The 14,619-nt window shown below is 66.4% G+C and carries 13 protein-coding genes and 1 tRNA gene; 10 read left to right on the top strand and 4 right to left on the bottom strand.

Annotated elements, in window-relative coordinates:
- Positions 1 to 31: 31 nt before the first annotated feature.
- Together ACKY0W_RS15355 and ACKY0W_RS15360 are read left to right on the top strand one after the other, a co-directional pair.
- Positions 32 to 832 (top strand): maleylpyruvate isomerase family mycothiol-dependent enzyme, encoded by an 801-nt coding sequence (locus tag ACKY0W_RS15355; protein WP_409434766.1) that lies wholly within the window; start codon positions 32 to 34, stop codon positions 830 to 832.
- A complete protein-coding gene (locus ACKY0W_RS15360; protein WP_409434767.1) occupies positions 829 to 1,536 on the top strand; it encodes a DsbA family protein in 708 nt (235 codons plus the stop codon). Before ACKY0W_RS15355 ends, ACKY0W_RS15360 begins: the two co-directional genes overlap by 4 nt.
- Before the next feature lie 80 nt (positions 1,537 to 1,616).
- Here the strand turns inward: ACKY0W_RS15360 and ACKY0W_RS15365 are convergent.
- Positions 1,617 to 1,690, bottom strand: a tRNA-Met gene (locus tag ACKY0W_RS15365).
- 351 nt (positions 1,691 to 2,041) lie between these two features.
- Here ACKY0W_RS15365 and ACKY0W_RS15370 point away from each other — a divergent pair.
- The 4 genes from ACKY0W_RS15370 to ACKY0W_RS15385 are packed head-to-tail and all read left to right on the top strand — an operon-like array spanning position 2,042 to position 5,291.
- A complete protein-coding gene (locus ACKY0W_RS15370; protein WP_409434768.1) occupies positions 2,042 to 2,275 on the top strand; it encodes a hypothetical protein in 234 nt (77 codons plus the stop codon).
- 43 nt (positions 2,276 to 2,318) lie between these two features.
- Complete coding sequence (locus ACKY0W_RS15375) at positions 2,319 to 3,257, top strand: oxygenase MpaB family protein (protein ID WP_409434769.1); 939 nt, start codon at positions 2,319 to 2,321, stop codon at positions 3,255 to 3,257.
- A 2-nt stretch (positions 3,258 to 3,259) separates the two neighbouring features.
- A complete protein-coding gene (locus ACKY0W_RS15380; RefSeq protein ID WP_409434770.1) occupies positions 3,260 to 4,066 on the top strand; it encodes an oxygenase MpaB family protein in 807 nt (268 codons plus the stop codon).
- The gene (locus ACKY0W_RS15385; RefSeq protein ID WP_409434771.1) at positions 4,059 to 5,291 is read left to right on the top strand and encodes a TetR/AcrR family transcriptional regulator; all 1,233 of its coding nucleotides are present in this window, start codon (positions 4,059 to 4,061) and stop codon (positions 5,289 to 5,291) included. The genes ACKY0W_RS15380 and ACKY0W_RS15385 overlap by 8 nt, the downstream gene beginning before the upstream one ends.
- A 12-nt stretch (positions 5,292 to 5,303) precedes the next feature.
- On the opposite strand, the gene ACKY0W_RS15390 is transcribed toward ACKY0W_RS15385, so the two are convergent.
- Together ACKY0W_RS15390 and ACKY0W_RS15395 are read right to left on the bottom strand one after the other, a co-directional pair.
- Positions 5,304 to 8,264 carry a UPF0182 family protein gene (locus tag ACKY0W_RS15390; RefSeq protein ID WP_409434772.1) on the bottom strand — a complete coding sequence of 987 codons (2,961 nt, stop codon included), beginning with the start codon at positions 8,262 to 8,264 and terminating at the stop codon, positions 5,304 to 5,306.
- A gap of 56 nt (positions 8,265 to 8,320) precedes the next feature.
- Positions 8,321 to 9,340 carry a PDZ domain-containing protein gene (locus ACKY0W_RS15395; protein WP_409434773.1) on the bottom strand — a complete coding sequence of 340 codons (1,020 nt, stop codon included), beginning with the start codon at positions 9,338 to 9,340 and terminating at the stop codon, positions 8,321 to 8,323.
- A gap of 100 nt (positions 9,341 to 9,440) precedes the next feature.
- Between ACKY0W_RS15395 and ACKY0W_RS15400 the strand changes: the two genes are divergently transcribed.
- Positions 9,441 to 10,781: a zinc-dependent metalloprotease gene (locus tag ACKY0W_RS15400; RefSeq protein ID WP_409434774.1), complete on the top strand. Its 1,341-nt coding sequence runs from the start codon at positions 9,441 to 9,443 to the stop codon at positions 10,779 to 10,781.
- Positions 10,782 to 10,796: 15 nt separating this feature from the next.
- Here the strand turns inward: ACKY0W_RS15400 and ACKY0W_RS15405 are convergent, their stop codons facing one another.
- Entirely contained in the window at positions 10,797 to 11,663 is an 867-nt protein-coding gene (locus ACKY0W_RS15405) for a lysophospholipid acyltransferase family protein (protein WP_409434775.1), read from the bottom strand.
- 47 nt (positions 11,664 to 11,710) lie between these two features.
- Between ACKY0W_RS15405 and ACKY0W_RS15410 the strand changes: the two genes are divergently transcribed.
- Genes ACKY0W_RS15410 through ACKY0W_RS15420 form a run of 3 tightly spaced genes read left to right on the top strand, consistent with a single transcriptional unit; the run spans position 11,711 to position 14,607 of the window.
- A complete protein-coding gene (locus ACKY0W_RS15410; protein ID WP_409434776.1) occupies positions 11,711 to 12,286 on the top strand; it encodes a TetR family transcriptional regulator in 576 nt (191 codons plus the stop codon).
- Between the two features lie 40 nt (positions 12,287 to 12,326).
- The gene (locus ACKY0W_RS15415; protein WP_409434777.1) at positions 12,327 to 13,196 is read left to right on the top strand and encodes a cyclodehydratase; all 870 of its coding nucleotides are present in this window, start codon (positions 12,327 to 12,329) and stop codon (positions 13,194 to 13,196) included.
- 55 nt (positions 13,197 to 13,251) lie between these two features.
- Complete coding sequence (locus ACKY0W_RS15420; RefSeq protein ID WP_409434778.1) at positions 13,252 to 14,607, top strand: ABC1 kinase family protein; 1,356 nt, start codon at positions 13,252 to 13,254, stop codon at positions 14,605 to 14,607.
- The last annotated feature ends 12 nt before the right edge of the window (positions 14,608 to 14,619 follow it).

A 14,619-nucleotide genomic window follows, 5' to 3' on the forward strand; every position in this document is an offset into this window, starting at 1 on the left:
GGGAGTCCTGGCCGCGAAGGAGTAGACGGCATTGAAGACACCGGAACCCGACAGTGTGGCCAGGATCGCCACCGCGCTGCGGTCTTGCTACGACGCGATCGAAGCCCTGTGCGCCGATCTCAGCAACGCCGAGTGGGGCGCTCAGTCACTCTGCCCGGATTGGACCGTCCGTGACGTGATCAACCACGTCACCAGCATCGAAGCGGTAATGACAGGGTGGCTGCCCGACGACGATCGCACCCCGCCGCCGTTCGAGAAAGCCGCGGACTTCCTGCGCGAAGCCAACACCGACCTAGCGGCGTACCGCGAACTGGTGCGCGGTATCTATGACCGTCGCCGACGCGACCTAGCCGCGTTGTCCGACGCGGATCTGATGCGGCCGTCGTGGACTCCGATCGGCCCGGCCACCTACGGACGGTTCCTGGAGATCCGGGTCTTCGACTTCTGGGTACACGAACGAGACATCACCACCCCGCTCGGGCGCACAACCGACGACACCGGCCTGGGAGCTGAGATCGCACTAGCCGAGGTGGCCGGCTCCTTGGGCTACATCGTCGGCAAGAAGGTGGGCCTTCCCGACGCAAAGAGCATCACCTTCGACCTCACCGGACCCATCACGCGCCAGTTGCATGTCGCTGTGGATGGCCGAGCCAAAGCTGTTGATCACCTGGACAATCCGGATGTCACGGTGGCCACCGATTCCACGACCTTCATCCAACTGGCGTGCGGGCGCATCGACCCGCAGGTCCAGATCGACTCCGGCGCCGTCACCTGGATGGGCGACGGCGAACTCGGCGACCGGGCCGCCCGCAACCTGCGGTTCACGATGTGACCAGTCGCCCGGATTCGGTGGACTTCCACTTCGACGTCATGTGCCCGTACGCCTACCAGACTTCGCGGTGGATCCGGGAGGTCCGCGACCTGACGGGCCTCACGGTCAACTGGCGCTTCTTCAGCCTGGAGGAGATCAATCGCCAAGAGGGCAAGAAGCACCCCTGGGAACGCGAGTGGTCCTACGGCTGGTCGATGATGCGCATCGGAGCACTGCTGCGTCGCCAATCGATGGCCGACGTCGATGCCTGGTACGAGCGCGCCGGCCGCGCCTTGCACGTTGAGGGCCGCAAGCCGCACGAGAAGGCGGTCGCCCGCCATCTGCTGGCAGAACTCGGATTCGACCCCGAGCTCGTCGACCGGGCGATCGCCGACCCGACGACCAGCGACGAGGTACTGGCCGACCATGAGCGGGTGGTCGCCGCCGGCGGCTATGGCGTACCCACGCTGTTCTTTCCCGACGGGCAGTGCCTCTTCGGGCCGGTGCTCATCGATCCACCCACCGGCGACGCTGCGGTGCGCTTGTGGGACGTCGTTGTCGGCTGGACCGAGTTTCCGCATCTGTACGAGCTCCAGCGGCCGAAGACTCCCGCCGACGAACAGCGCATTGCCGAGACGTTCCAGCCCTATTTGCAAGCGCGCGACTGGGTGTCGATCAACCGGGGCGAGGTGGTCAGCTTCAAGGCCCCAGAAACCGACGGGTGACGAACGCAGCGTCGCCGGCGGAACCAACGACCCGCACGACAACGGCCCCCGGAGAAATCTCCGGGGGCCGTTCTCACTAGTAGCGGGGACAGGATTCGAACCTGCGACCTCTGGGTTATGAGCCCAGCGAGCTACCGAGCTGCTCCACCCCGCGTCGGTATCTACGAGGTTACCGAACGGGTGGCCCAGGCGCCAAATCGCCTGCATTCGGTACCGCTACCGCCGACGACATCGACCCCGAGCCACCCCCAAAACAGGGTGAAACCGAAATTAACAAAATGGCGATCGGTTCCGTGGCAACAACTGCCTCATCCCGCCCCTATCGGCGCGCCAGTTGGCCAATGAGGACCGGATTCTCGCACTTCATTGGCGCAAATATCACCCAAGCCCAGCCAGTTCGGTCAGCCACTCCGCGACTGCAAACCAAAATTAACTTCTCTCTTGTCGGACCGGCCATCTTGTGCCATGCTGCATTCCGGGGCCACAACAGTGAGAGAGACAACAGATGCCCGGACTCCTTGACGGCCTGGGCCGTCTACTGAGCTATCGGATGACTGTCGGAGAGCTGATCGGCCTGGGCTTCATCCTTGGGGCCCCCTATCTGATCGTCGGGCTAATCTGGTCACTGACCCACACCACCCGCCTACACGAGATGCACGGCCTAGACCTGGCGGTGTCGTTCCTGGGTTCCATCGTGGCGTGGCCGGTGCTGGCGATCGCCAACGTCTGCATGCAGTGAGCGCGAAACGCAATGTCGCCCCACAACATCGGAGGCCGCTCGGATGATGTTTCTGGTACGGACAATTGATCGGGTCGTCAGGGTGTTCGGCATCCGGGCCTCCCCCGAGACGTCGGCCCTGAATGCCGCCGGAACCCGAATCCACATCGACCACTACACCCCGCGTACTGACGTTCGCCCCGTCGATCTGACTGAGGCGCTGGACTTTTGGTCGGCAGCGGCGGCGGCCGCCAACGTCATCATGCAGTTGAGCATGCCCGGCGTCGGCTACGGCGTCGTGGAGAGTCGGGTGAAATCCGGTTCGCTGATGGAACATCCGTGGAAGCGCTTGCGCACCACGGCTCAATACATGGCCGTCGCGGTGCTGGGCACCGAGGAGGAACGTGGCGCCTACCGTGACGCGGTCAACGTCGCGCATCGGCAGGTTCGCTCCACGGCGGACAGCCCGGTCAAATACAACGCCTTCGACCGCGATCTGCAACTGTGGGTCGCCGCATGCCTGTTCGTCTTCTACGAGGACACCTACCAGCTGTTGCGCGGCAAAATGACCGAGGAACAGGCGGAGACGTTCTACCACCACGCCTGGCCGCTTGGCACCACCTTGCAGGTCACCGATGACCAATGGCCGCCCACCCGCGCCGACTTCGATACCTACTGGAACACCACCTGCCAAACTCTGGAGATGGACGACGCTGTCCGCGACTACCTCATGCGGTTGGTCGACCTGAAGATGGTCAACCCGATCTTTCGGGTGCTCCTCGGGCCGCTGCTGCGGTTCTTGACGATCGGGCTTCTGGCGCCGCGCTTCCGTGAGCTGCTCGGTGTGCAATGGACGCCTACCGAACAACGCCGGTTCGAGAATCTCTTCCTGTTCGTGTCGTTTGTGAACCGCTTCATTCCCCGGTTCATCCGGACCGCCAACTACAGTGTGCTGATGGCCGATGTCCGCCACCGCATCCGCCGGCACAAGGCGCTGATCTGACCATGGCGACCCACCACGATGACGGCCTAGGTCCCGACAGCCTGCTGTGGCACTTCCTGGCCGACCGGCGCTACCTGTTCGTGTTGCCCCGAGCGGTGTGTCTGCTGCTGCTGCATCCCGGCATTGCCGCCGGCATCAGCGAACACGCCCTGATGCGCAAGCGCATCTGGTTGCACAAGAAACGCACCTTCACCCAAGCCGTCAACTACGCCTACGCCGACCTCGACATGCGGCCCCAGATGCGCTTCGCCCACGAGCATGTCAAGGGCGTCGACGAATTCGGCGACAAATACCACGCGTTGAACCCCGACCTGTTCCATTTTCAGCACAGCGCTTACGTAGAGTCCCTCGTCGTCATGGTCAATACCTTCATTCGGCCCCTCGACGCCGACGAACACGAGCAGCTCTATCAGGAGTGCTGTGCCTGGTATCGCCGATACGGCGTATCAACCCGGCCAATGCCTGCGACCTGGCCGGAGTTCGTCGAGTATTTCGAGGACTACTGCCAAACGCACCTGAAGGCCGGTGCCCATTTCGAGCCGTTCCGCGAGCAGATCTTCGCTCCCACCGATTGGTGGATGCGCACGGTCCCCCGCCCCGCGATCCGCGCCCTGCAACACCCCCGCGCCCGCGAGCTCACCGGGGTCGACGTCACTGCAGCCGACCGATGGTCGCTGCGCCAGTTCGTCCGGTTGACTCAGCTCTCGTCGCTGACCCCCAGGCACCACTGGAACGCCAGGGCGCGCGCCGCACTTCGCACCGCGGCACAGCATCAGCCGACTACCTCGTTGGGCGCCACGCGTGGCTGATACCGCACGGACGACCCGGCGGCGCCCCAAAGATCGCAAGGACCAGATCGCTAGGGCTGCCGCCGAATCGTTCAGCACCCTGGGCTATCACGCGGTCAGCGTGGAGAACATCGCCACCGAGGTCGGTGTCTCGGCCCCCGCCCTCTACCGGCACTACGCCAGTAAGTACGACCTGTTCCGCGTCGCGGTCCTGGCGTTGAGCCAACAACTTGTCGACGTCACCGACGTCGTTGCCGACCCCGCAGCCGGCCCTGCGGCAGCACTCGATCAGCTGATACACGCCCTGATCGACGTCGCACTGCGCAACCGCGAATCCGGCGGCCTGTACCGATGGCAGGCCCGCTATCTGCGCGAACCCGACGCGACGGCGCTGTTGGATCAACTACGGCTGGTCAACCAACGCCTGCAGCAACCGCTGGCCGAACTACAGCCGCAGGCACCCCTGTTGCACCGACAGATGCTCTCGGCAGCGTTGCTCAGTGTCGCCGGAGGCATCACCGACCACCACCTACGTGCCACGGTCACCGACATCACCGACTTGATGACCGCGGCGTCGTGGGCATTGCTGCACACCGAACTGCCTGTGCCGGAAGACTTTACGACCGGCGCCCTCGGAGCACGCATCTTCACCGCGGATGCCGGGATGTACGAAGCGGTGCTGCACGCCTCGATGATGCTGTTTCACCGTCAGGGGTACGGCGAAACCAGCGTGGCCCAGATCGCCAAAACCGCCGGGCTGCGAATCTCAAGTATCTACCGCTATTTTCCCGGCAAGGCCGACATCCTCAGCACCGCGCTACGACGCTCGTCCGACCGGCTCTCCGCGGAGCTGTCGGTGGTCAACACCAATGGGCCCGAACCGCGAGAAGCGCTGACGCAACTGATCGACATCTACGTGGCCACCTCGTTCGCCAACCCGGAACTTGCGGCGATCTACTACAGCGAACAGATCCACCTGTCCGGATCCGACCGGAAGCTGCTGCGGAATGTGCAGCGTTCCACCATCGACTCGTGGGTCGGGCTGTTGCGCTCGGTGCGGCCCGAACTCACCGCCACAGCCGCCCGATTCCTGGTACACGCCGCGATGGGCCTAGTGGTCGATATCGGCCGGCTGGTGCACTACGACCGGCCCGCCCCGGACACGGCGGAGGCCGGCACACCCCACCTGGCCTATGAGCAGGCATGCGTGCGCACGCTGATGCACTCCGCGTTGTTCGGCGCCTGAGCGCACCGCGCGCTATTTGGCGCTGTTGAACTTGGCCATCGCGTCGTCGAGGCGTTGCAGCGCCGCACCGTAGGCCGCGAAGTCGCCGCGGTGCTGGGTGTCTCGCACCGCGGTGAGCGCCGCCTCGATCTCGCGCAGCGCCGCAGCTTTAGCCGGGGACAATCCGGCTTCGGCGGACGGCGGTGCGGGTACCGCGGCCACCGGCGGGGTGGCCGAGGGCGGTGTCCCCTGCGCCGCCGCGCCGCTCTCGGTGGGGGCGATGTCGGTGGCTGCCGCGCTCGCGCCGGGCCCGAACAGACCGGTCAGCGCGTCGGAGACCGTCGGCCCGTAACCGATCTTGTCGTTGTACATCATCGCCACCCGGATCAAGCGCGGGTACGACGACGAGGCGTCGCTGGAACCCGGTGAGGCATAGACCGGTTCGACGTAGAGCAGACCGCCCTGTGCGACCGGCAGAGTCAGCAGATTGCCCCACCGGATGCGGTTCTGATTGTCGCGACCGATCACACCGAGGTCCTGGCTGACCGTCGTGTCGGTGGTGATCGCGTTGTTGGCCAGCTTGGGCCCGTTGACCTGCCCGGGAATGGTCAGCACGGTGATCTTGCCGTAGGTGTCCGGATCCGAGCTGGCGCTGATGTAGGCGGCCAGATAGTCGCGCTTGAATCGGTTCATCGCGCTGGTCAGCTGGTAGGACGCCGAATTATCACCCTTGGCAAGGTTTTTCGCGACGATGTAGTACGGCGGCTGGAAGCTGCTGGCGGTCGGGTTGGGGTCCAGCGGCACGTCCCAGAAGTCCGAGGTGGAGAAGAACGTCACCGGGTCGTTGACGTGGTACTTGGCCAACAACATGCGCTGCACCTTGAACAGGTCTTCGGGGTAGCGCAGGTGCTCGGCGAGCTCGGGCGAGATGTCGGACTTCGGTTTGACCGTTCCGGGGAACACCTTCATCCATGCCCGCAGCACCGGGTCGTGCTCATCTTGGGCGTACAGGCTCACCGTTCCGTCGTAGGCGTCGACGGTGGCCTTCACCGAGTTGCGGATGTAGGACACCCGCCGGTCCGGCAGCAGCCGGTTGAACTCCACGTCTTTGGAGTCCGCAGTCGCCGACGACAGCGACGTCAGCTCCGAGTACGGGTAGTTGTCCAGCGTGGTGTAGCCGTCGATGATCCACACCAGTCGCTTGTTGACGATCGCCGGGTACACCGTGGAATCGGTGGTCAGCCAGGGCGCCACCGCCTGGACCCGGCTCGCCGGGTCGCGGTTGAACAAGATCTTGCTGTCCGCGCCGATCACATTGGAGAACAAGAAGTTGCGCTCGGCGAACTTCGCGGCGAATACGCTGCGGGCCAACCAGTTTCCTACGCCTACACCGCCGGTGCCGGTGTAGGTGTAGTTCTTGGTCTCGGTGTTGGTCTCGTAGTCGTACTCGCGGTCGGCACCATTGCGTCCGACGATCGCGTAGTCGGCGACGGTGTCGGCGATCACCGGACCGTAGTAGACACGCGGCTGGTCCAGGCGGGCCGGCCCATCGGAGACGACACCGCCGTTGGCGCCGACGACGTTGGCCAAGAACTCCGGGTATCCACCGTTCTGGTTGGGGTCGTTGGCGATACCGCGCACGGTGTTGGCCGGCGAGGCGATGAACCCGTTGCCGTGGGTGAACACCGTGTGCCGGTTGATCCAGTCACGCTGGTTGTCGATCAGTCGATCCGGGTTCAGCTCGCGGGCGGCGACCACGTAGTCACGCAGTTGGCCCTCGTCGTCGCGATACCGGTCGATGGTGAGCTGGTCGGGGAAGTAGTAGAAGTTCTTGCCCTGCTGAAACTGGGTGAACGCCGGGCTGACAATGGTCGGGTCCAGCAGCCGGATATTGGAGGTGGTGGCCGCATCGGCGCCCACCTGAGCGGCCGTCGCTCGCGCATCACCGCGGTAGTCCCGGTAGGTGACCACATCTTCGGTCAGCCCATAGGCCGCTCGAGTCGCCGTGATGGAGCGGGAGATGTACTCGCTTTCCTTCTGCGCCGCGTTCGGCTTGACGCTGAACTGTTCGACGATCAGTGGCCAGCCCGCGCCGACCACGACCGACGACAGCAGCAGCAGCACCAAACCGATCGCCGGAATCTGCAAGTCGCGCAGCACGATCGCCGAGAACACCGCGACCGCGCAGATCAGGGCGATCGCCAGCAGGATCATCTTGGCCGGCAGCACCGCATTGATGTCGGTGTAGCCGGCTCCGGTGAAGGGCTTGCCCGTTCGGGTGTGGCTGAGCAGCTCATAGCGATCCAGCCAGTAGGCCCCGGCCTTGAGCAGCACCAGGGTGCCGATCAGGCTGACCACCTGGATGCGCGCCGGGCGGCTCAGGGCGCCGGCCCGGCCGGACAGCCGAATGCCGCCGAAGATGTAGTGCGTGGTCAGGTTGGCGATGGTGGCCAGGCACAGCGTCGCCAGCAGCAGCCCCACCACCAGCCGGTAGAACGGCAGGTCGAAGGCGTAGAAGCCCAGATCCTTGCCGAACTGCGGATCGTTGATCCCGAAGTCACCGCCACGCAGGAACAGCTGAATGCGCACCCAGTAGCTCTGCGCGACGATTCCCGCCAGCACACCGATGCCGGCCGGAATCCCGAATCCGAACAGTCGCAGCCGCGACAGCACGGTGGTCCGATACCGCGCCACCGGGTCGTTGACCCCGTTGCTGGGCACGAACACCGGCCGGACCCGGAAGGCCGTGGCCATCGCGGCGAACACGATTCCGCCTACCAGCAGCGTCACCACGACGAACGTGATCAGCCGGGTCAGCAACGTGGTGACGAACACCGAGCGGTAGCCCAGCTCGCCGAACCACAACCAGTCGACATAGCCGTCGATCAGCCGCGGCCCCACCAGCAGCAGCGCGATCACGACGAACGCGCTGCCGACCATGATCCGGCTGCGCGCGGTCAATTTCGGCATCCTCGCGGTGGGCCGCATCCCCACGTGCCACGCTCCCTAGCTCAGTTGTTCCTGACGGCCCCACTGTAGCCAACGAAGTCTCAGCAAGAGGGCGGCTGACCTCCGTCGGTGATGGTTCGCAGCGCGCCAACCGCCTGGGCGAGGTTGTCGACCTTCACCAGTTGCAGACCCTTGTCGTCGTTTCTGGCTTCGTAGCAGTTGTCGGCCGGGACCAGAAACACCGTCGCGCCGGCCTCGCGGGCCGCCATCATCTTGTGCGCGATCCCGCCGATTGAGTCGACCTGGCCGTTGGCCTTGATGACCCCGGTGCCGGCAACGAAATTCGGCCCGGCCAGGGTGCCGGTGGTCAGCTTGTCGACGACGGCCAGCGAGAACATCAGCCCCGCCGACGGGCCGCCGATGTTGGCCAGGTTGAAGTCGATGGTGAACGGCGCCCAGGGCGCATCGAGGACGGACACGCCCAGGAATCCGTTCGGGCGGTCCTTGTTCTCTCCGAGCGTAATCCGCGCCGTACCGGGCGCTGAGTTCTTGCGCCGGTAGTCGATGACAACCGTCTGGCCCGGCTTGGTGTCGGCCAGCCGCGCGGTGAACTGCTGCACGGTGTAGACCGGTTCGCCGTCCACGGCGTCCACGGCGTCGCCGCGCTGCAGCGCGCCGGCCGACGGTCCCGGGTCGTGGACGTCGGCGAGGGTGACCGCTGACGGGTAGCGCAGGTAGCCCAGCGCGGCGTACTCGGCGCTCTGCTCGGACGCACGGAAGTCGGCGTCGTTGCTCTCGTCGACTTCCTGACGGGACTTGCCGGGCGGATATACCAGGTCACGAGGCATGAGCTGCTCACGTCCGGACAGCCACAGAGCAAGCGCCTCGCCCAGCGTCAGACCGTCGCGCTGGGACACCGTGGTCATGTTGAGGTGACCGGTCGTCGGGTGCGTGGTGGTCCCCTCGATGTCGACCACCTGTTTGCCGTCGATCATGCCGAGGGTGTCGAACGTGGGGCCCGGCCCCAGGGACACGAAGGGCACCGTCACCGCCGTCAGCAGCACGCCGAATGCGATCACCGGCAGCACAGCCGCCAACAGCGTCAGAATCCGCCTGTTCACCCCGGGTATGGTAAACGGCCGCCGCCCAGGCGGTAACGGCCCGACCACCGGTGGCGGCGTGTCGTACCGCCGGAGGTTGCCGGTGAGTACGGTTGTGTCTATGGCTGATCTGCCCTTCGGTTTCTCTTCCGGGGACGACCCCGACCGCGAGCGAGGCTCCGGGCCCACCGACCCGTTCGGTATGGGTGCTGGCTTCAACATGGCCGATCTGGGTCAGGTTTTCACCCAGCTCGGGCAGATGTTCAGCGGCGCCGGCCAGGTGAGTGCCGACGGCCGACCGGCCGGGCCGGTCAACTACGACCTGGCACGACAGGTCGCGACCAAGTCGATCGGTTCGGTCTCGCCCGTCACCGCGTCGACCGCGACCGCGATCGGCGACGCGGTGCACCTGGCCGAAACCTGGCTCGACGGGGCCACCTCGCTTCCGGCCGGCACCACCAGCGGGGTCGCCTGGACGCCCGTGGACTGGGTCGAGCACACCATGACGACCTGGCAGCGACTGTGCGACCCGATGGCCGAACAGGTTTCGTCGGTGTGGGCGTCGGCACTGCCAGAAGAGGCCAAGAGCATGGCCGGCCCACTGTTGTCGGTAATGTCGCAGATGGGCGGGTTGGCGTTCGGTTCCCAATTGGGCCAGGCGCTGGGACGGCTGTCCGGAGAGGTGCTGACCTCGACCGACATCGGCCTGCCGCTGGGCCCCAGCGGGGTGGCCGCGCTGCTGCCCGGTGCGATCGAGGAATTGGCCGGCGGGCTGGAACAGCCGCGCAGTGAGATCGTCACCTTCCTGGCCGCCCGCGAGGCCGCCCATCACCGGTTGTTCACCCACGTGCCGTGGCTGTCCAACCAGTTGCTCAGCGCTGTGGAGGCTTACGCCCGGGGGATCAAGATCGACATCCGGGGCATCGAGGAACTGGCTCAGGGCTTCGATCCGGCAGCGATGACCGACCCCTCGGCCATGAATGAACTGCTCAACCAAGGCGTGTTCGAGCCCAAGTCGACTCCAGAGCAACTCGCCGCATTGGAGCGCCTCGAGACCCTGCTGGCCTTGATCGAGGGCTGGGTGCAGACCGTGGTCAATGCGGCGCTCGGCGACCGCATCCCGGGCACCGCCGCACTCTCGGAGATGCTGCGCCGCCGACGGGCCACCGGTGGCCCGGCCGAGCAGACCTTCGCCACCCTGGTCGGTCTGGAACTGCGACCGCGCAAGCTGCGCGAGGCCGCCGTGCTGTGGGAGCGGTTGACCACGGCGGTCGGATCCGACGCTCGCGACAAGGTGTGGCAGCACCCCGACCTGTTGCCCGAGTCCTCCGATCTCGACGAGCCGGCCGCGTTCATCGACCGCATCATCGGTGGCTCCAGCGACGTCGACTCGGCCATCGACCAGGCGATTGCGGAGTTCCAGCGGGAGGCCGGCAACAACAGCGACGACACCGCCGACTGAGTCGCCGCCGCCAGATCAGTGGCGTACTGGTGGTGAGACGGCGTGCCGCCAAGCCAACGGATTGAGGTGCCGGTAGGGATCCTCGGCTCGGACGTCCAGCAGCTCGGCCAAGATCCGCTCGAGCGACTGCTGAGTCGACTCCCGCACGGTGGCAACCCATCTCTCGCTCGAGACGCGGTCCGGCTTGATGGTTTCGATGGGGGCGCCGAAGCGCAAGTACATCCGCTGCGGGCGCGGGATAAGGGTCGGGCCGATGCCGTGCTGCAGGGGGATGGCCATGTCCGGCGGGCCGGCAAGCCGTCGGGAAACGGCCGAGCTGAAGCGCTCCCAACTGCCACCGCGACGACTCAGGCTTCGGTAGACGTCATCGCCACCGACCAATCCGACCGGCACGATCGGATAGTCGTGTTCGACTGCGAGACGGGCGAAGCCGGCCCGGCCCTGCCAGCGCAGCGTGTACTCCTCCCCCTTGAATTTGGGAATCTCGCGACCGCCGCCGGGGAACACCAGAATGGGCTCGCCTCGGCGCATCAGTTCGCGGACGGGTTCGGGCGCGCCTACCAGCGCCCCCGCGGCGGCGAGTAGATCCCGCGCCGGGCCCCGCATGCGCCCGAACTGCCGGTCGGTCAATGGCCGGACCCGTCTGCCGATCGCCCGCCGAACATGGAACGGAATCAACAAGGCTTCCACACTGACCTGAGTGTGGTTGCCTACCAAGAGAAATCGACCATCGGCGGGTAGGTTGTCGAGCCCCTCGACGTAGGGTCGGTATGCCTCGACGACGGGCGTGACCGCGTCGGCGACGGCCTCCACCGCCCGCCGCATGGCCTCGACTCGCGGCGGGTGGTTCAGGATCGCGTCAGTGTCATGGAGCACGTGCATGTCCTCACATTACAGAACGAACTAGTTCGTATGGTTATGATCTTGCTGTGAGGAGGAGCGCCACGCAGCTACGTGACCAGATACTGGACGCTGCCCGCGTCGAGTTCGCTCGCCATGGGCTTGCCGGCTCGCGCATCGACCGCATCGCCCGCCAGGCGCACGCCAGCAAGGAACGTCTCTACGCCCACTTCGGCGACAAGGAAGCACTGTTTCGGGAAGTGGTGGCCACCGACGTGGCAGCCTTCTATCGGTCGGTCACTCTTCGGCCCGACGCGGTGCCCGAATTCGCCGGCGACGTCTACGATTTGGGCAGAAGCCGCCCCGAGCACCTCCGCATGATCACCTGGGCGCGCCTGGAAGGCCTGGCCCTCGATGAGCCCCACGCCGACGGGCAGGCGATCTTCGAGCACGCGATCACCGCCATCGAAACCGCCCAGACCGACGGGCACGTGGACAGCTCCTTTGAGCCCCTCGATCTGCTGGCCCTGCTGTTCGGTATCGGCCTGGCCTGGGCCCACTCCCCCGACCCCTACGAAACCCTCACCGACCGCACCGTCATCGCGCGCCAGCGTGGCGCCGCTGTGGAGGCCGCCCGGCGCATCGTTGCGCGCCCCTGTGGATGACGGGAGAGCTGTTGCCGCCCGACATGGCAGGGTCGCGTGCGTGAGAAGGGTTGGTTCCGAGACCGCCACCTACACCCTCGATCCGGCGCTGCCGGTGTTGCTGCGCCCCGACGGTGCTGTGCAGGTCGGCTGGGACCCGCGGCGCGCCGTGCTGGTGCAGCCGCCACGCGGGCTGAGCACGGCCGCGCTGGCCACCGTCCTGCGCGTGATGCAGATCCCGACCACCGGCACCGCGCTGCACCACGAAGCCGCCCAACACGGTCCGGTGGACACCGCGGAGCTGGACGCCCTGTTGGCCGCGCTGGTGGCCGCAGGTGTCGCAGTCCGCGGCGCCGGGCCGCGCCGTCAGTGCCGCACGGTCTCGCTGCGGGTGCACGGCCGCGGCCCCTTGTCGGATCTGCTCGTCGAATCGCTGCGCTGCTCGAGCGCCGTGGTCCAGCACAGCAGTCATCCGCACGCCGTTGTGAGCACCGCCGGGACCGATCTGGTGGTGCTGGCGGACTACCTGGTCTCCGACCCAAGACTGATACGTGAACTGCACGCCGAGCGGGTACCGCACCTGCCGGTGCGGGTGCGCGACGGCACCGGAGTGGTCGGCCCGCTGGTCTTGCCGGGGGTTACCAGCTGCCTGGGGTGCGCCGACCTGCACCGGCGGGACCGGGACGCCGCGTGGCCCGCGGTGGCCGCGCAACTACGTCATACCGTCGCCTACGTCGACCGGGCCACGGTGCTCGCGACGGCGGCTTTGGCACTGGGCCAAGTCGACCGGGTGATTGCGGCAGTGCGCGGGACGGCAACCGGTGCGGGCCTGGCCGCTCCCCCGACGCTGAACGCCACCCTGGAGCTGGACCTGGCCGCCGGATCGATCGTGACGAGGCGCTGGGTCCGGCACCCGCTATGCGATTGCTGAGGCCTCGATCGGCACTGAAAATTGTCACCGCGGTGACCGGCACCACAACGACGTCATGGATGATGGACAGGTGTCAGAAATCAAACGCGGAAGCGCAGCGCGCAATGCGAAGCTGGCCAGCCTGCCCGTCGGCTTCGCCGGCCGGGCAGCACTCGGGCTCGGGAAACGGCTGACCGGCAAGTCCAAGGACGAGGTCACCGCCGAGCTCATGGAGAAGGCGGCCGACCAGTTGTTCACCGTCCTCGGTGAGCTCAAGGGCGGCGCCATGAAGGTGGGCCAGGCCCTGTCGGTGATGGAAGCGGCCATCCCCGAGCAATTCGGCGAGCCCTACCGGGAGGCGCTGACCAAGCTGCAGAAAGACGCCCCGCCGCTGCCCGCGGACAAGGTGCACCGGGTTCTCGACGCACAGCTGGGCACCAAGTGGCGGGAGCGGTTCACCGACTTCGACGACACCCCCATCGCCTCGGCCAGCATCGGCCAGGTGCACAAGGCGGTGTGGGCGGACGGCCGTCCCGTCGCGGTCAAGATCCAATACCCCGGCGCCGACGAGGCGCTGCGCGCCGACCTCAAGACGATCCGGCGGTTGACCGGCGTCTTCAAGCAGCTGGCACCCGGCGTCGACGTCAAGGGCGTCGTCGACGAGCTCATCGAGCGCACCGAGATGGAGCTGGACTATCGGCTCGAGGCCGACAACCAGCGCATCTTCGCCAAGGCCTACGCCGGCCACCCGCACTTCCAGATTCCGAACGTGGTGGCCAGCGCCCCCAAAACAGTGATCCAGGAGTGGATCGACGGCGTCGGCATGGCCGAGATCATCCGCAACGGCACAGTCGAGCAGCGTGACCTGATGGGAACCCGGCTGGCCGAATTCACCTGGGACGCGGCGCGCCGGCTGGAGCTGATCCATGGCGACGCTCACCCCGGCAACTTCATGCTGATGCCGGACGGCCGGATGGGCGTGATCGACTTCGGCGCGGTGGCACCGATGCCCGGCGGTTTCCCGCCGGAACTGGGCGCCTCGGTGCGCTACGCACGGGACAAGAACTACGACAAGGTCATCGAGACCATGCGCCAGGGCGGCTTCATTCAGAAGGGCCAGACCGTCTCGGTGCGCGAGATCGACGAGATGCTGCGCCAGCACGTCGAGCCGGTGGAAGTCGAAGTGTTCCACTACACCCGCAAGTGGCTGATGCGGATGGCCGGCAAGCAGCTGGAGCGCCCGGTCGAGCAGCTCAAGACCGCCCGCCAGCTGGATCTGCCGCCCAAGCTCGCGATGCCGATGCGGGTGCTCGGGTCTACCACGGCGATCATGTGCCAGCTCGATGCCCACGTGCCGATCAAGCGGCTTTCCGAGGAACTGGTCCCGGGCTTCACCGACCCCGAAGACGCCGCGGTCAGTCCCTCGTCCTGATGCTGCGGCCGC

The organism is Mycobacterium sp. SMC-14, from assembly GCF_046250075.1.
Classification (GTDB): domain Bacteria; phylum Actinomycetota; class Actinomycetes; order Mycobacteriales; family Mycobacteriaceae; genus Mycobacterium.